This is a genomic window from Pseudomonas inefficax, assembly GCF_032164165.1.
Taxonomy (GTDB): domain Bacteria; phylum Pseudomonadota; class Gammaproteobacteria; order Pseudomonadales; family Pseudomonadaceae; genus Aquipseudomonas; species Aquipseudomonas inefficax.
The window spans coordinates 1,893,410-1,909,886 of sequence record NZ_CP134401.1; the positions used below are offsets into that span (position 1 = coordinate 1,893,410).

The 16,477-nt window shown below is 52.6% G+C and carries 19 protein-coding genes; 6 read left to right on the top strand and 13 right to left on the bottom strand.

The window, feature by feature from the left end; genetic code table 11:
• Entirely contained in the window at positions 1-2,112 is a 2,112-nt protein-coding gene (locus RIN61_RS08485; protein WP_313856709.1) for a hydantoinase/oxoprolinase family protein, read from the bottom strand.
• A gap of 359 nt (positions 2,113-2,471) precedes the next feature.
• On the opposite strand from RIN61_RS08485, the gene RIN61_RS08490 reads away from it, so the two are divergent.
• Positions 2,472-3,206, top strand: a complete 735-nt coding sequence (locus RIN61_RS08490; protein WP_121162241.1) for a FadR/GntR family transcriptional regulator — start codon at positions 2,472-2,474, stop codon at positions 3,204-3,206.
• A 65-nt stretch (positions 3,207-3,271) separates the two neighbouring features.
• Here RIN61_RS08490 and RIN61_RS08495 read toward each other — a convergent pair whose 3' ends face one another.
• The 7 genes from RIN61_RS08495 to RIN61_RS08525 form a co-directional block, all read right to left on the bottom strand.
• Positions 3,272-4,021, bottom strand: a complete 750-nt coding sequence (locus RIN61_RS08495) for an SDR family NAD(P)-dependent oxidoreductase (RefSeq protein ID WP_183079117.1) — start codon at positions 4,019-4,021, stop codon at positions 3,272-3,274.
• A gap of 37 nt (positions 4,022-4,058) precedes the next feature.
• Positions 4,059-4,805 carry a GntR family transcriptional regulator gene (locus tag RIN61_RS08500; protein ID WP_121162245.1) on the bottom strand — a complete coding sequence of 249 codons (747 nt, stop codon included), beginning with the start codon at positions 4,803-4,805 and terminating at the stop codon, positions 4,059-4,061.
• A gap of 77 nt (positions 4,806-4,882) precedes the next feature.
• Complete coding sequence (locus RIN61_RS08505; RefSeq protein ID WP_121162247.1) at positions 4,883-6,604, bottom strand: IlvD/Edd family dehydratase; 1,722 nt, start codon at positions 6,602-6,604, stop codon at positions 4,883-4,885.
• 96 nt (positions 6,605-6,700) lie between these two features.
• Positions 6,701-7,369 (bottom strand): amino acid ABC transporter permease, encoded by a 669-nt coding sequence (locus RIN61_RS08510; protein ID WP_121162345.1) that lies wholly within the window; start codon positions 7,367-7,369, stop codon positions 6,701-6,703.
• Positions 7,370-7,376: 7 nt separating this feature from the next.
• A complete protein-coding gene (locus tag RIN61_RS08515) occupies positions 7,377-8,045 on the bottom strand; it encodes an amino acid ABC transporter permease (RefSeq protein ID WP_121162249.1) in 669 nt (222 codons plus the stop codon).
• Positions 8,042-8,827 carry an amino acid ABC transporter ATP-binding protein gene (locus tag RIN61_RS08520; RefSeq protein WP_121162251.1) on the bottom strand — a complete coding sequence of 262 codons (786 nt, stop codon included), beginning with the start codon at positions 8,825-8,827 and terminating at the stop codon, positions 8,042-8,044. The genes RIN61_RS08515 and RIN61_RS08520 overlap by 4 nt, the downstream gene beginning before the upstream one ends.
• A 56-nt stretch (positions 8,828-8,883) precedes the next feature.
• Positions 8,884-9,711 carry a transporter substrate-binding domain-containing protein gene (locus tag RIN61_RS08525; protein ID WP_121162253.1) on the bottom strand — a complete coding sequence of 276 codons (828 nt, stop codon included), beginning with the start codon at positions 9,709-9,711 and terminating at the stop codon, positions 8,884-8,886.
• A 560-nt stretch (positions 9,712-10,271) separates the two neighbouring features.
• On the opposite strand from RIN61_RS08525, the gene RIN61_RS26735 reads away from it, so the two are divergent.
• From RIN61_RS26735 to RIN61_RS08535, 3 genes are all read left to right on the top strand, one after another.
• Positions 10,272-10,463, top strand: a complete 192-nt coding sequence (locus tag RIN61_RS26735; protein ID WP_121162255.1) for a tautomerase family protein — start codon at positions 10,272-10,274, stop codon at positions 10,461-10,463.
• A gap of 89 nt (positions 10,464-10,552) precedes the next feature.
• Positions 10,553-11,368 (top strand): substrate-binding periplasmic protein, encoded by an 816-nt coding sequence (locus tag RIN61_RS08530; RefSeq protein ID WP_121162257.1) that lies wholly within the window; start codon positions 10,553-10,555, stop codon positions 11,366-11,368.
• A 331-nt stretch (positions 11,369-11,699) separates the two neighbouring features.
• Positions 11,700-12,191, top strand: a complete 492-nt coding sequence (locus RIN61_RS08535) for a cyclic nucleotide-binding domain-containing protein (RefSeq protein ID WP_183079118.1) — start codon at positions 11,700-11,702, stop codon at positions 12,189-12,191.
• Positions 12,192-12,857: 666 nt separating this feature from the next.
• On the opposite strand, the gene RIN61_RS08540 is transcribed toward RIN61_RS08535, so the two are convergent.
• Positions 12,858-13,175: a hypothetical protein gene (locus RIN61_RS08540; protein ID WP_121162261.1), complete on the bottom strand. Its 318-nt coding sequence runs from the start codon at positions 13,173-13,175 to the stop codon at positions 12,858-12,860.
• A 182-nt stretch (positions 13,176-13,357) separates the two neighbouring features.
• On the opposite strand from RIN61_RS08540, the gene RIN61_RS08545 reads away from it, so the two are divergent.
• Positions 13,358-13,651 carry a hypothetical protein gene (locus RIN61_RS08545; RefSeq protein WP_313856717.1) on the top strand — a complete coding sequence of 98 codons (294 nt, stop codon included), beginning with the start codon at positions 13,358-13,360 and terminating at the stop codon, positions 13,649-13,651.
• A 17-nt stretch (positions 13,652-13,668) separates the two neighbouring features.
• On the opposite strand, the gene RIN61_RS08550 is transcribed toward RIN61_RS08545, so the two are convergent.
• The 4 genes from RIN61_RS08550 to RIN61_RS08565 form a co-directional block, all read right to left on the bottom strand.
• Positions 13,669-14,064 (bottom strand): hypothetical protein, encoded by a 396-nt coding sequence (locus RIN61_RS08550; RefSeq protein WP_121162265.1) that lies wholly within the window; start codon positions 14,062-14,064, stop codon positions 13,669-13,671.
• 61 nt (positions 14,065-14,125) lie between these two features.
• A complete protein-coding gene (locus RIN61_RS08555; RefSeq protein ID WP_121162267.1) occupies positions 14,126-14,854 on the bottom strand; it encodes a metallophosphoesterase in 729 nt (242 codons plus the stop codon).
• A 74-nt stretch (positions 14,855-14,928) separates the two neighbouring features.
• Positions 14,929-15,324 (bottom strand): DUF6957 family protein, encoded by a 396-nt coding sequence (locus RIN61_RS08560; RefSeq protein WP_121162269.1) that lies wholly within the window; start codon positions 15,322-15,324, stop codon positions 14,929-14,931.
• A 3-nt stretch (positions 15,325-15,327) separates the two neighbouring features.
• Entirely contained in the window at positions 15,328-15,708 is a 381-nt protein-coding gene (locus RIN61_RS08565; protein WP_028697837.1) for a hypothetical protein, read from the bottom strand.
• A gap of 220 nt (positions 15,709-15,928) precedes the next feature.
• On the opposite strand from RIN61_RS08565, the gene RIN61_RS08570 reads away from it, so the two are divergent.
• Positions 15,929-16,414 carry a helix-turn-helix domain-containing protein gene (locus tag RIN61_RS08570; RefSeq protein WP_313856722.1) on the top strand — a complete coding sequence of 162 codons (486 nt, stop codon included), beginning with the start codon at positions 15,929-15,931 and terminating at the stop codon, positions 16,412-16,414.
• The last annotated feature ends 63 nt before the right edge of the window (positions 16,415-16,477 follow it).

Consider the following 16,477-nt stretch of genomic DNA (forward strand, 5'->3'; position numbering starts at 1 on the left):
TTAAGCCTTCTTCGCACGAACCAGCAAGCAGCCATCCGCCTGCATGATGACTTCGCGACTCGCGGTGATAATGGTCGATGTTTCGCGCTCTGTGATCACTGCTGGGCCAGCAACCCAATCCCCGGGCTGCATGCTCGAGCGAGCAACGATGGAGGCTTGGTGGAAGACGCCATCTTGGGAGTCGAACATACGACGTTCGCTCTGTACCGCAGCCGCTTTGTTCTTGGCGGTGACGGTGGTGGGTGGCGGCGGCAGCATCGTAGAAGAGGCGCGCAGCGACCAGCTCACGATCTCCACATCCAGGCCATCAATGATCCGGCCAAAGAAGTTTTCATATGCAACGTCAAACGCTTTCTTGAGGACTTCGCCATCAGCTTGCGAGTATTCTCGGACGTCGATAGTGACAGGCACTTCCCAACCCTGCCCTACGTACCGCATGAATGCAGTGCACTCGAGCTCTGGCTGAACGTCTGGAGCGCCGGCATGCACGAACGAGGTAGCTTCGTTGACCAGCTCGCGGATGATTTTGTTGATTTGGTCAGCCTCAAAACTGCTGAACTTGGTGTAGGCACTGCGAACACTTTCGAAGCCAAACGGAGCACGTAAGAAGCCGATAGCCGAACCGACCCCGGCTCCTGGTGGGATCAACAGTTCATCAATACCGAGCTTCTCACACAGACGAGAGGCATGCAGTGGTGCAGCACCACCAAATGCGATCATGGTGAAGTCAGCGAGCTCTTTACCATTTTCCACAGCGTGCATACGCGCTGCGTTGCTCATATTCTCGTCGACCATCTCGCTGATACCGAAAGCCGCAGTAGGGCCGTCGATATCCAGACGATCACAGAGGTCACGCTGCATTGCGGATGCTGATGCTTCAGTGATCAGCTTGAAGGAGCCGCCAGCAAATTCATTCGGATCGAGACGTCCAAGCAGCAGGTCGGCATCTGTAACAGTAGGATGCTCGCCACCGCGTCCGTAGCAGGCTGGGCCTGGCTCCGAACCGGCACTGTGAGGCCCCACACGGATCTGACGCATTGCGTCGACGCTCGCAATGGAGCCACCACCTGCACCGATTTCAACCATCTCGATCACAGGGATCGAGATAGGCATGCCGCTGCCCTTTTTGAAGCGATAGGTGCGAGCAACTTCGAAAGTCTTCGAGGTCTTCGGAACTTGACCTTCGATCAAACAAATCTTAGCGGTGGTGCCACCCATGTCATAGGAGAGCACCTGATCAATGCCGTAACGCGTAGCTACGTGCGCCGCGAAGATCGCGCCGCCAGCTGGGCCCGACTCCAACAACCGCACTGGGTACTCGATGGCGGTCTGGACGCTGATGATCCCTCCGCCAGAATGGATCATAAAGACCGGACAGGTCAGACCCTCTGTTTCCAGACGACCGACCAGCCGGTTGAGGTAAGAGGCAATAATTGGCTTAACAAATGCGTTTGCGCACACAGTGTTGAAGCGCTGGAACTCACGCATTTGAGGCGAAACCTCAGCAGAGATCGAGACGCTCAGGTCAGGCTTTTTAGCCAAAAGACGATCACGAACTTGTTTTTCGTGATCAGCGTTGATGTAGGAGTGGATAAAGCCGACCGCCACACTGTCGTACCCGGCCGCAATGATCCGATCACAAAGCTCATCAACCTCCGCCAGATCGAGAGGCTGCAACACACTACCGTCAGCCGCAATGCGCTCGTTCAGTACAAAACGTTCGTTCCTGGGAACCAGTGGCGCCGGGAGGGTGATATTCAAGTCGTACTGTTCAAAACGGCTTTCAGTACGCATCTCGATCACATCACGGAACCCTTGAGTCGTAATGAATGCGGTTCTGGCACCGCGCCGCTCGATAAGGGCGTTGGTAGCGAGAGTAGTACCGTGAATGACGGTGTCGATTTCAGAAAGCTGAACACCAGCGCTCTCAGCAACCTGACGGATGCCTTTCACGATCGCAGCCTCTGGGAAGCTGTAGTCCGTCAACACCTTAGTGGAGTGCAGCGCCTCACCGACCTCCATGGCGACGTCAGTGAACGTACCACCGATGTCGACACCTACCTTGATTGGCTTACCTTCTTTCGTCATCACCAGCTCCCATTTGTTGTTCAACGACCCGTTCGACGTGGGTAGATCTCTTGGCACACGATGCCGTGGAGGTGTTATCTCAGAAATCAGATCACGAGTCAACACAGTCAAATGAGGTCACATCACACATAGTGAAATGCCAACCTGACGGATAACCGCTTAAATGCAGTGGCGTACCGCGACGCACAGGCAGAGCCGAGAATTCCGATCGACTTTTTCCATCAAACGGGCCAAACACAAACAAATCTGATCAATTTTTTGCATATGGCGAAGATGAGAATACTGCTCGAAGGTCGTCCTATCACAGAATCTGTGATAGGATCTTGCTACATGAGGAAGTCTCGAATAGGCGGGCTACCACAAAGACACGGAAAAGGTGCGACTTGAATACGTTGATGAGCCGGACGATCGAGCAGATCAAAGAAATGATTCATCAAGAGAGCCTCAAGCCTGGGGACAAACTCCCTACGCTGAACCAACTCGCGGAGAAGTTTGGCGTAAGCCGAACGGTCATCCGGGAGGCTGTGATTTCGCTGAGCTCGGATGGTGTCCTGGAGTCTCGGCACGGTGTTGGGGTTTTCATCCGAACCGCAGAACAGAACGCCCCAGACACTGGCCTCATCGATGCCATTCTCTCGCCCCTGTCACTCGCGAAGTCGTCCTTCATCGATATTCTTGAGCTTCGGATGGCTTTTGAAGTGCATGCTGCAGGGTTAGCCGCCAGTAGAAGATCGTGGGCGCAGGAAACTGCGATATGGGACGCAGCGCATCAGCTGGAAGCAGCAATCGGTGACGAAGCAGCGCTCGATGAATGCGACGCCGCGTTTCACAGGGCTATTGCTGAAGCAACCAACAACTCCGCCTTTATGGAGTTTTTCAACGTCGTCAGTTCTCGAATTACACCGCGCCCCGCTTTCACTCGCGCTTCAGATCCTGCCCTCGTAACTCCTGAGTACATTCAACAGACGGTGATAGAGCACCGTGCGATATGTGAAGCGATTAGCGCCGGCGATGCAGAGCGTGCGCAACGTGAAATGCGCAACCACCTGGAACGTGGCCACCGCAGATACCGCACCACACCTGATTCGATAAGGGAACGTGAGCCAAGCGTAGCTTGATCTCTTCCCCGATTGAGAAGCTGATGTAGGACAGCTACGACTCAGCAGCTGTCCTCGAGTGCCGCTTAAATGTGAAGGCCGCCATTCACATGGATGCATTGACCGGTGATATAGCTGGCGTCGGGGCTGAGCAAGAAACTAATAGCCGATGCAACGTCGCGCGGCTGGCCGGCTCTCCCCAAAGGAATCCGTTTGGTTTGCTCCAAAAGCTCTTCGTCAGAGACACTATCCTCCATGTGATCCTTTTGGATGCATCCCGGGATCACACAGTTCACCGTTACACCGGACTTGGCTAGCTCCAGGGCTAGACTTTTAACAGTCACTTCCAACGCTCCCTTTGAAGCTGCTGACAGCGGGTAATTCCGAACATCGGTGCGGAAAACGTGACTGGTAAAGCTGCCCACTGCAACCACCCGCCCATTCTCCGACTGGCTAATAAACGGAGCAGCGGCTTTAGCCAGGCTATAGAAACTGATGGCATTTCCCTGGAAAGCATATTCTAGATCGGCACGTGTCCCTTCTTCGAAGGTTTTAATGATTGGAAAGCCCGCATTCGCTACCACACAGTCAAGCCTGCCAAATCTTTCAACAGCCTGCTTAACCAACTGATCACCGAAATTTGAATCCGACAGGTCACCCAGAACAGTCAGTACTTCGACACCTGCACCGCGAGCCTCCTCAGCGACGCGCTCTAGACCAGCCGCTGATTTGCGTGCATGGATGACCAAGCCGTCAAAGCTCGCAAACAATTTTCTTGCCGTGGCTGCACCGATGCCAGACGACGCGCCGGTAATAATCGCAACTCGTTTACTCATATCATCCTCCAAAAATAATATTCCGGGAGACGAAGCATCAGCGGCTGCTGGCCGCAACCTCGCCACACAATGAAATTGATCGAGACAGATTCCTATCCAGATACCTTGTGAGTCGAACTCTGAATCCTTCCGCATGCTTCAGTGCGTGAAGTTCTGCACTATCTGCATCGCGACGCTCTATAGCCTTGATGATGTCGTCATGTTCGGCCGTGTGATTATCGTCGTGCTCACCACCTTCCTGAGCCGCCCAGGTGTGATGCAAATGCAGCATACGTTGGCCCTCCATCAGGAGCTTGCCGTACGGCTCAGCGAAATACTTATTTTTACAAGCCGCAGCTATAGCCAAATGAAACTCGGAGTCGGCCTCGATAAAGCCGATAGGGTTGGAGCTCTTCTGCATGTGCGGAATTGAGCGCCTACAATGCGACTGAGCTTGATAAATACGTTCCATATCGACACTTGAGCGATTAATAGCAGCCATACGAGTTACAGTACGCTGCAAAAGCTCAAGGGCGTCCAAATATTCAGCTATCCGTGCCAAATCCATAGAGGCTACGGTCGTTGTTCTATTTGGCGAGATCATAACAAGGCCTTCGCCGGACAACCGTCCCAATGCCTCCCTAATAGGAGACCGGGACAAGCTGTACTCCAGACTTAGAGCGATCTCATCGAGTCGATGCCCAGGCTCTAATTCCAGACGTAAAATACGGCACTTGAGATCCTTGTAAACTCTAGCGCTTCCAGTTTGACGTTCGTGCCGATAGTTTTCAGAGCGTATGTCCATTACATCCCCTTACGCGCGAACGCTTAGACATATCCAAGGCCCCTCGACGCGTGCCTGAGGGGCCAGGCACTTCATTACTAGAATGGTCGCCGCTGAGGAGCCGCACTTCCACTCCCACCCACAAGGAAGTCGAAGTCGAGCCCTTTATCAGCCTGCAAAATGTGCTCGACGAAAAGCTTTTCATAACCACGCTCGTGGTAAATGAGCGGAAGCACAGCATCTGCTTTACGGCTCGCGAGCTCTTCATCGCTCACATTAAGGGTGAGGCTCCCGCTAGCCACGTCCAACGTGATTTCGTCACCTGTTTTTACTAGGGATAACGGGCCACCGGCAGATGCCTCAGGTGCTACATGCAGAACAACCGTGCCATAAGCTGTACCACTCATGCGACCGTCAGAGATCCGCACCATGTCCTTAATGCCTTTTGCAAGCAGCTTCGCCGGCAAGCGAATGTTGCCTAGCTCAGGCATCCCTGGATAACCTTTGGGGCCTATGTTACGGAGCACGAGCACTGAGTTCTCGTCCACTTCCAGTTCAGGCAGATCGATGCGCTTGTCCAAGTCTTCAACGCTGTCAAAGACGACTGCCTTCCCTGTGTGATGAAGCAAATGAGGGGACGCGGCGGATGGTTTGATGACCGCGCCATTAGGTGCCAAATTGCCTTTCAGTACCTTCAGCGCATTCTGTTCTTTCACCGGGGAGTCGAACTTCGCAATTACATCAAAATCCAAACTTTGGGCATTTTCTGTTATCTCACCAATCGTCCTACCGGTGACGGACATTGCCTCGGCGTGCAGATGCGACCTCATCTCGCCCATCAACGCCGGCAGACCACCTGCGCCGTAGAATTCTTCAGCAAGGTATTTGCCGTTCGGCAGGACATTCACCAAGAGTGGTATCATGCTGCAGTTGCGCTCGAAATCTTCAAGCGTCAGCTCAATCCCAACGCGTCCAGCCAAGGCGATTAGGTGAATAATAGCGTTGGTGCTACCGCCCAGTGCCGCATTGATTCGGATTGCGTTCTCAAATGAGCGCTTATCAACCACTTTCTTGAAGGTAAGGCCCTCTCTCACCATCTCCACGATCCTGCGACCAGACAACTGGGCATCACCTTTTCGCCGACCATCCACTGCTGGGATCGCAGCAGATCCAGGAAGCGTTAAGCCAAGTGCCTCAGCCAGACAGCCCATAGTCGATGCGGTACCCATGGTGTTGCAGTGCCCGTTACTGCGGGACATACCATACTCGGCATCGAGGAAACCTTCTTTCGACAGCGTTCCAGCTTTGTACTCGGCATGCATCCGGAAGATGTCAGTACCTGACCCAACCTTCTGGCTGCCGACTCGGCCGCTGATCATCGCGCCACCGTGCACAAGAATGGTTGGTAGATCCACACTTGCTGCGCCCATCAGGTAGGCCGGGGCAGTGTTATCGCAACCAGTCAGCAACACGACGCCATCCAGCGGATTAGCGCGCAGAGTCGTCTCGAGCTCCATACTCATCATGTTTCGGAACATCATCCCTGTGGGACGCATGATGGAGTCGCCAATGGACATGGTGGGGAAGACTAAGGGGTACCCACCTGCCTCCAAGATCCCTCTCGACACCCATTCAGCCAGCTCAGTCAAGTGTGCATTGCAAGGCACCAAGTCTGAAGCGGAGTTGGCGATACCGATGACTGGTCGACCTTCAAACATCTCAGGCAGCGCCCCCCTAGCTTTCAGGTGGGTACGATGCTCAAAACCGGTATTGTCAATTCGTTGAAACCAATTTGCACTGCGTAGTGTCTTGTCAGTCATGGCCGTAGCTCTTGAAATCGGAGGTGTCCACCGGAAGTGAAGGAAGGCAGCCTCAGCTTATATCTGGTCAGTTAAGATCGCTTGCGCCTGGTATCTTTAAGCAGCAATCTTCTGATTTATACGTCGCTCAATGAAGGTTACGAGCTGAGCTAATGCTGAGCCCAAGATCAAATAAATAAGTGCAGCGATGGTAAGAATCTCAATCGGTCGAGCCGTGACATTAGAAATGTTCTGCGCAGCGAACATCAGATCTGCCATACCCACAGCCGATACCAAAGCCCCCTCCTTGAACAAACTCAAATTACTGGAAAGCAAGTTAGGGATTGCGCGAATAAAGGCCTGAGGCGCGACCACATAGATAGACCTAGTAAGTCGCGACAGCCCCAATGCAACACATGCATCATAATGCTCGTTGGGTATCGACTTGAGTGCTGAGCGAAAAGCTTCACTTGTGCTCGCGGCCATGTAGGCAGTCAACGCAATCAATGATGACGTGAAGGTTCCGATCTCCATGCCCAAGATGATAGGCAAGCAGAAAAAAACCCAGAACAACAGGATAAGCACCGGTGTTCCTCGGATGATTTCCACAAACCCGATACATATCCAACGCAACGGAGCCAGGTTTGAGCTTCGACCCAAGCTGATCAGAAAACCACCGATGGTTCCTAGAATCCCAGCCAAAATGGTTATCTGAATGCTAACCCAGAGGCCAGCTAACAACGCATCGCGGTACTCAAAAACCACGGAAAAATCAAAGTTATCCATGATCACCTCACTGCCTTAATGCTTTTGCAGTACGGAATTCCAAGTAAGCGGCAAAACGCCCAAGTGGAATTGAAACTGCAAGATAGAACAACACTAGGAACGTAAACGTCTCGATAGGTCTGTAAGACTCAACCGAAAGCATTTTCCCCTGGTACATAAGATCCTGCACTCCTACCAACGCGACCAACGAACTTTGCTGGAAAGTGCCGATTGCATTGGTAATCAAGACCGGCGTCGCAGACCGCAGCGCCTGAGGCAAAACAATGCTTGTGACCCATACCCACTTGGAAAGCCCGAGCGCAATCCCAGCGTCTCGCTGAGCGAGAGGAATGCCTTGAATTGATGCCCGGAACGCTTCCGCGTTAAATGCCATCAAGTTGAGACCCAAAATTATTGCACCAGTCAAGACTGGGGGCCAAAATACGTTGAACAGCATCGGAACGCAGAAGAAGAACCAAACAATTTGCACCATTGCTGGAGTGCATCGAAAAATTTCAATATAGAGCTTCGCAGCTACTACAGCCACCTGCAGGTGAGATGTCCTCAATAATGACAGAATGAACCCACCGACTAGCCCTATCACGTTCGCCCAGAGAGTGAGCTTAATGGTGATAACAAGACCTTCCAGCAGCTTAGGCCATGCACCCAGGACAAAGAAAAAGTCAATGTTATTCATGAGAACTCTACCTGTGGCGGCATTTCATGCAGAACATTTTGAAGAAAATCCCTGGCCCGCTGGGTCTTGGGGTTCGTGAAGAATACCTCTGGGTGGCTGTCCTCAATTATCTTGCCATCTGCGCAGAAAATGATCCGACTGGCGATCCGCCTAGCGAACCACATGTCGTGGGTCACCATCATCATCGGCATACCAGATTGGGCCAATTCGGAGATCATCGAGGCGACCTCATTTACCAATTCCGGGTCAAGAGCCGAGGTCACTTCATCAAACAACATAAGCTTGGGATCGAGCATTAGGGCGCGAGCGATAGCAACGCGTTGCTTCTGCCCACCGGACAGCTCCTGAGGATACGATCTAGCTTTTGCCTCCAGACCGAATCGACGCAAAAGTGCGAGCCCTCGAGTTTCAGCTTCCTTTTTAGGCATCCCTCGTGACTTGGTAGCTGCTAGTGTCAAGTTCCCAAGGATCGTCAAATGCGGAAACAGAGTGTAGCTTTGAAATACCATGCCGACTTGTTTCTGCGTGACCTGATCAATACGAGTGCCTTTGCTTCCACGAGATACATATTCTTTACCATCGATGGCGATTGAACCCGCATCGATTTCTTCAAGCCCCATTACACAGCGAAGCAGCGTACTTTTACCACTACCGCTCGGGCCCAACACAACGAGGCGGTCTGACCGTCCCATTGTGAGATCCATACCATCCAGTACTTTGACACTTCCATTGCAGAAGGTTTTCTTCAGATCTTTGATTGTAATAAAATTATTATCGTTCATGGTACACCCAACCTCTTCTCGCTAAGCTTAATCAGATGACAACCAGCGTCTTTGCATTAACGCCGCATCTCAGTTCCGAGCCGTTCGATATAATGCTTACCCAGGGCCGCGACTTGACCGGAAGCGATTTCGTTCTGAATCATGATGTTCAGCACTTGTAGGTCAGCCGGTTCTGCTTCCAAGCGGACGGCAAAAGCAATTCCTTGCTTAGCGATTGACGGGTTAGGTAGAACCGCCTGCCATTTCTGCGGGTTTGTGGCCGCGAAAATCGCATTTGAGTCGGCATCTTCAAATAAAATGTCGGCACGCCTCGACACTAACGATAGCCTTGAGCTATCAATATCAGGCAAGCGGAGAATTTGGGCGTTGTGTATTTTCTTGCTTACGGCTGCATCGATAGCTGTACCGGCCACCATCGCGATAGTGATACCAGGCTTATCGATGTCTGACACCGAAACTGGCTGCATCTTGAATTTCGGATTGGAATGATCATACAAACCCGAGATTCTGAAGTCCCATACGGTATCGCTGTAATTTACCGCTAGCGCTCGACGAGGTGTGCGGTTAAGCGCCATAGAAACATCCCAACGTCCAGCCTGCAGCCCAGCAACCATGTTGTCCCAGGTCGTGTCCACGATCTCAATTCGGACGCCGAGCTGTTCTCCAAATTGCCGGCACAGGTCAACAAAGATTCCAGAGTAAGCGGCTGTCTTCGGATCTCTGAGGATGTACGGAGGCGCCGAGGCTGCGCCACACCTCAGCACTCCTCTTTGTTGGATTTTTTCCCAGTAGCCGCCTTCATCCTGGCCGTATGCCGGGGGCAGCTCCATACCACAGGTCATGGCCAGCCCTAGGGCGACCGCTGACAGCTTGAGACTCTTCACCTGTGAATCCTCATTGTACGTTCTTGTGTAGGCGGATGAAGGCAGTGAAAGGAGATCGTACGGGTCTGTTGCTCGCTTAGCTCCTAAGATGCGAACAAGTTGTCGACATGTCAACTCTTTTCGCACAGTGTGCAGATCACATGACCGAGAGTACGCACATTGCACAAGATTTTCAACCAAAACCGACAGGACTGATCCTACCTCGTAAGACTGAAGAAAAAATTTAGGTATAGCATTTTCTCATAAAAAATCCCCTAGACTGCTGTTTATCGTCATTCAGGCGCTGCTGCATCTGGCCTTCTAGAGCTGTTTTGTACGGTTAAACAGTGGGTTATGGAAGGGCAACCGTTGTGGTGTTATCTCCACTGGGAGATGTTCACTGCCGTGTATTTACCCTAGACAGAGATATGATCAAGACTTAACATGGCATCAGGAAACGGTCAGCCGCACGACGCAGCGAGAAAATCTCGGCTTGAGTGCTCCAGATCGCCGCCTAGCGCTACCGGAGAGTCTGATAAGCCCCGATAGCAATGATTCACATAGCTGGGAAGGGGTAAACGATGCCTTTCATACGGGTAGAAATGCTTGAAGGTAGAGATCATGCGCAGAAACGAGAGATAGCTGAGGTACTATCTCGGGAGCTTGCTCGAATTGCTAGATGTGATGTGAGCGACGTTCAGGTTGTACTGAGTGAAGTGAGCAAGGAAAACTGGGCTACTGGCGGAATGCTCCAAAGCGATCCTCAACGCTAAGGTGCAGAGCACGCTAATTCGATAACAATTACGATATAGATGTATTACTGCCTCCGTTCATAACAAAAAAGCTATTGAGAGGATACGTGATGAAATTTGCACCAGCTCTGAAAGTTGCCGTCGCCTTGTTCGGCGCGCTGATGTTCTCCTCCGCGCACTCCGACGAGGGATCCGGCTACTGGCAGGAAGTTCAGAAGAAGGGCGTTCTCAAATGCGGAGCTGCATCAGCACCGCCATATATCCTGCGTGACCCCAAGACATCTGAATATTCAGGAATTTTTGTCGATCTGTGTCGCCAGTTCGGTGCAGAGCTGGGGGTAAAAGTCGAGATCGTAGACACCAACTGGGACAACATGGTCGCAGGTCTGCAATCCGGTAGATGGGATATGTCGATGGCGCTCAACCGCACCCCTAAGCGCGCATTGGCAGTAACCTACAGCGATCCTGTGTGGAGCTTTCAAATATCGGCGGTCTATGACCGAGCAAACCCGAAATTTGCTAACGCTCCACAATCGCTTCAGGACATAGATAAAGCAGACGTAACCGTTGCAGTCGTGTCCGGCACAGCAATCGATGCAGCTGCTTCGCCAAAACTCAAGCAAGCCCAGGTCATGCGCCTTCCGGATGTCGATGCAGCACGCTTGGCAATTTCCTCTCGTCGAGCTGACGTCCTGATTGAGGATGCTGACACGAACGCGATTTTGGCCGCTACGAACAAAGACCGCTGGTCAGTGTTGTTGCCGAACCCGCCGATCGCCAAGCAGGGTATCGCATTTGCAGTTCGACGCGATGCAAAGCTGTCTGATATGCAGGTGCTTGACATCTTTGTACAGAATAAACTTGCAACAGGCGAAATCGACGAGCTTGGCAAAGGCTATATTGACAAGCTCTCTAAACAGAACTAACCCTAACGGGCTGGTCAACTACTGCCCAGCCCGTTGTCGCCGTCTTGTTATGTAGCGACTTTGGGGCCTATATTCAAGGCCCCTTTTTTGATGCGTTATTTATCGGCGGAGAGAACGCTCTCCCTAGCCCACCATCGAGAGCGCATCGCATTTTTATATAAGCGACTTTGGAAGCCGAAGATCGCTGGATGTTTGCAAGGTTCCCCTCATGCAAGGGATGGCGGGTGAGTTTCGCTATGTTTTGTGTAGCCATAAATTAACCGCGCCCACATGTCAAGCTTTTACTATGCTTAAACGTAAGAAGAGGCTAGCAGAAGCAGGTAGGCGAAAAATGCAACAAATTGACGCCCAAGATCTTTGGCGGAAGCTGGGCCCCGCCTACTTCCGTGAGCTCTCGACCTTTGGTGCGATACAGGACGCCGTGCTGCTGAATATGCTCCTCTCATGCCGGGTACTTCAACTCAACTCTGGCGAAGTGCTTTACTCACTTGGTGATCGCACTGGATTCTTCTATATCGTTCTTCAAGGAAGCATTAACAACTTTATACCTGGACAAGATGGAACAATGGTGCTCTCGCGACATCACGAACCTGGTGATGATTTAGGCTTTGTACATATGATCAGCCTAAGTGACCGCACTGCTACAGCAATTGCTGAAGAAGATGCCGTCATCCTTGAAATCAGCATCGAACAGTTCTTCATGCTACATGAACAGGAGCCTGATGCATTCGGCCTGATACTGCTTAACCTCGCCCGCGGGATGGCTCGCACGATCCTTAGGATGGCCGACAAGCTTGTGGAATTGGACAAAAACTGTACTTAAACTCGCGTGATAAGCCGATGGACTAGAGCCGGCTGATACTGCAGACGGCGGTTATCCATTGTAAACTCCAAGCCCGCCGTAGACACGTTTAGTTATCAGACCTTCGCCATCTCGCGTAGACATACCGCAGACATCGCATACCACGTCGATGGCCACGTCATGTTCACCTGCTCGCGTGACCTTCATACAACACCTCCGCAAACTGCCTGCATGTGCCTAGCCAGACGACACAAAAATACGGGCTGAACATTTGCCTGGCGACCCAGCGACCGCGCGACATAACCGAAGGCGTGCTCAGTCAGATGGGTACCCTGCTCGTCCATCGGCTTACCAACGACCGTGACCGCGAAGTGGTTGAACGAGCCTGCGGTGAGATCGATCGCTCCGCTGCTGCATTCCTCCCAAACCTGAAGCAGGGTGAGGTAGCGATGGTGGGTGTGGATTTCCCGATCCCGGTCACGATTCAGATAGCCAAACCAACTCAGCCACCAAAGTCTGATGGCCCCAGCTTCCAAAGCACTTGGGGGAAGCCAAGCTAGTCTACTATCCAGTGGCGCCCTTCTGCCGTTGAAGCGCGCCACTTGGGGTCGATGCAGGCTGGCGAAAATTATGCATCAGCAATAATTATTGCTTTTCCATAATTCGACCTAAACCGTGGGCTTACGGTCAGCAATGCTCCCCGCCACCCTCCTTGGCAGATTTAGTAGCCCGTCCGTAGGCGTCATCAACCAAAATCGCATCGCCTTCCTCATCGAACATCACAGCAAGCCACCGCGCCCGCTTCATCTCAGCTACTTGCGAGAAAAAGCAGCGCTCGCACAGGTGAAGCTCGTAGTCTTCCCCGCAATGTGCTGAACCCTCGTCCCATGACGCATGCATCGTCCCATATTGAAGCTTGGCTTCTCGATCTCGCGTAGACATACCGCAGACATCGCATACCACGTCGACGATCACATCGGGCTCACTTGCTTGTGCGACTTTCATACAGCACCTCCGTAATCCTCTACGAGCATGAGTCGTACCTTCCCAACCTCAACCTAACCAGGCAGGTTGATACTCAGCGTCGAGCGGCCAGATTTCGCCAGCCTCCGCCGAGGGTCTAGTGACAGGCGATTGAGTGTACGCATGATAAAATCGCTGCAGATTTAATCTGTGGAGCTTCCCGCTTGAGCACGCAACCTGCTACCGGCTACTACGATTCACTGCTTCACGCTCCTACTTTCTCCAGCGACCCTACCGGCAAACGCCAAGCCGAGCGTTGGAAACGCCTAGTGGATGACATCCACAAATCCACGACAGAGCAAGACCTGCGCGAGGCCCGAGGGAAGGCAGAGGGTTACATCATCGGCCTAGTGGAATGTGGTCATCTACCACCAGATGGCGAACGCGACTACGTGATCCTTAGCTCGATTCATCGCCGTGAGGATTTTTTGCGTACACTCCTTGCGACGCTCAACTGATCCGCATATTCGATCCTTCAGGCACCCACAATGGCGCCTGGCTCGCGCTCCGAAGATACGTCAGGTTGGTCAGCTGTTGCGATCAGTGCTCGAAGACTCTTCCGCCCCGCTCCGCGCTTGAATGAAGTCAGAACAAAATTCCCTGCCTTTGTATCGACCACCCAGAAGCGTCCTACTCTAAACAACAAGAAAATCGGCGTGGTGGTAAGCAAATATGCCCCTGTGCGCTTCTCAATAAGCCCTGGAACGATCTGACCAACCACGACCCCGACTGCGCAATCGTTCGAAATTTCAACGTCGCTCAGATAGGCAGTGATCGGCACAGGATACTGCTGACCCATCGCTTGTATGATGCGCGTGAGCTGAAAAATCGATGGTTCTTCACCTGGGTACCTGATGATCTCATCTGTCATGTGTTCATGCGCTCCTGCGTCCAATTCCCCCCCCTCTGAGAGCTTTCGTTCCTAGAAGTGCTTAGATTTCAATGATGAAGTCCGGTACAAAGCCGGTCTTTTCACCTGGATACCCTCTGGGGTTCGATATGAGCCGACATCCCGAAACGATCGTGTCGACCGCGTAATGGGTATGGCCGAAGATCCAGGCATCAGCCTGCGAAACTAGGTCACCCCACTGGTTGAAGTACGCAGCACCGAGGTGGCCTTCATGACCATCACCAGCGACCTCTTCAATCGGGCAATGATGCGTGACGACGACCGTCCTGCCTCCGAAGTCCTTAGCCAACTCCGTAGCCAGAAAGTCCCGCGCACAAATATTGCGCGCGATGAGATCGACAGGCCGAAGCTTTCTAAAGCCCTCGCCGATTCGGATCTGGGTGAAGTCGCTCATCCACTCCCAGCACAACGACATTGCTACGCGGTAATCCCCTGTCGACGTAAAATCTGTCCACGCCGTCGTCGCTAAAAATCTGACATCACCAACGATCAGTGGCTGGTTATCCAGAACATGAACATGCCCAGCTGCCGCCTGTTGCATCTTCGTCAGCGAACGGTCTAGATGGCCCCGGTAGAACTCGTGATTCCCAGGGACGTAGATCACTGGACAGTCAAACGCCGCGTTTGCCCACTCGACCCCTTGACCGCGCACAGAGATGTCACCAGCGAGCACGACCAGCGCGACGTCCAGCTTAGGTGGCACGAACTCGGAGAACTCGTTGTGTAGGTCGGAGTAGACCGCAATCTTCATACCGCGCTCCATAGGGCTGCGTCGCACCTCCCGGGCCAGTCCGAAGGACAACCGGGCTACATAATCTGAAATGCTTAAGGACGAAATGACAGCACCAATTCGAGCGGTGCTTGCTTTCTGTATCCGTCGCCAACAAGCAAATAGGTCGTGTTTCGAGTCTCAAAAATCCATGGCTTTTCATGCGAAATCGCGTAGGTCGATCTCACCCAGCTACCAGGTACAAAACGTTCTCGGCTGTCGTAGATGACCTCATGAGCGAGCACGATCATCGGCGCGATTCCGCCCGGCAGCGGCTCAACCTCATTCGCGGGAATCTCAACGATTATCCAACGCTTCACCAAGCAAAAGGCTTTACCTGGAAAGCGCTGCTCTGCTGCTTGAATAAGCTCTGCTCTATCACCAGACCACCCATGGACAACCTCGCCGGCGCCGTAAAGAAACTCCATAGCGTCATCAAGGGACACGGACATCTCTTACCCCCTGGCGCTCGAGAAAACTTGCCCATCATGAGTGACGAACTCGTAGATCGGGGTCGCTTCCGTACCGTCTTTAATACGGATTTCTGAGAGGAGCCTCATTGAGAACTCAGTCTGATTGGTCATCGCGGGTGGAGCGAGCAGCTGAACTTTGTTGACGCTCAAAAAATCGACTGAATCGCCCTTACACAACGAATCGACAGCCTCGACGCTCGAGACGATGCGCATAGAAGGCCCAAGGCATCCGTCGACGAAGCCACTCCCTTCTACGATGAAATAGTAGGAATCTGCGTTCAGGCTCGCCGAGTCCCAGAGCAAGCGCAGATGATCCGGCGCCAAGAACTGCCCCCGCAAGTCGGTTCGCTTTGTCACCAGCACAACTCGTACTCCGCTTATTCTCGGGCTACAAGCTAGTGTTAAGCCCTACAACAATTGATATAAATTGACACTTTTACCGGCCATTAGCTGCAAAAACGCGAAATTTCTTACGTTCCGAGACAGGTGAGGCACGATAACACCAATCCACATTCCCTGACTATATTTCATAGATGTGGATTTTGCGCTGTGGCCTTATCCTTCCCTTTATCCGGAAGTCTTGATGCCCTCGCCCCACTCCCTAGCAGCTGTGTTGCGCACCGTGCGTGCTGCTCGAGGCCTTTCTCAAGAGCAGATGGTGAAAACGCTGGAGGCCCGGCACCTGCACAACGTTGAGCACGGCTTGACTAACATGACGCTAAAAATGCTCGAGGGTATCAGCGGCCATCTGGAGGTCGACCCCATAGCATTGCTTGCTGCCGCTTCGAGTTTTGACCGTCAAGAGACCTTCGAAGAGTTCATGGCCTATTTGTGGAGTGAGCTTGGCAAGCTGCGCGCGATGAGAGTCATGGAGAACGTGCCATCCCAATTCTCTGATGGCGTGCTGATCGCTGCCAAAGGAGGTAAGCCTGCTACCTCCGCCGACAAAATCAGAGCCGTCCTTGATTGCAAAGCCGAAGGGCTGACGCAGAAGGAGACGTCGGTGAGGCTAGGCATACCTAAGTCCACTGTGCACAAGATTTGGCACATGCCACCTGAAGAACAGTAGCGCGGGTAGGTTTACCGATGACTGTTCATGACCAGCGGGCCCTTTCACCGGTCAGATTTTCCG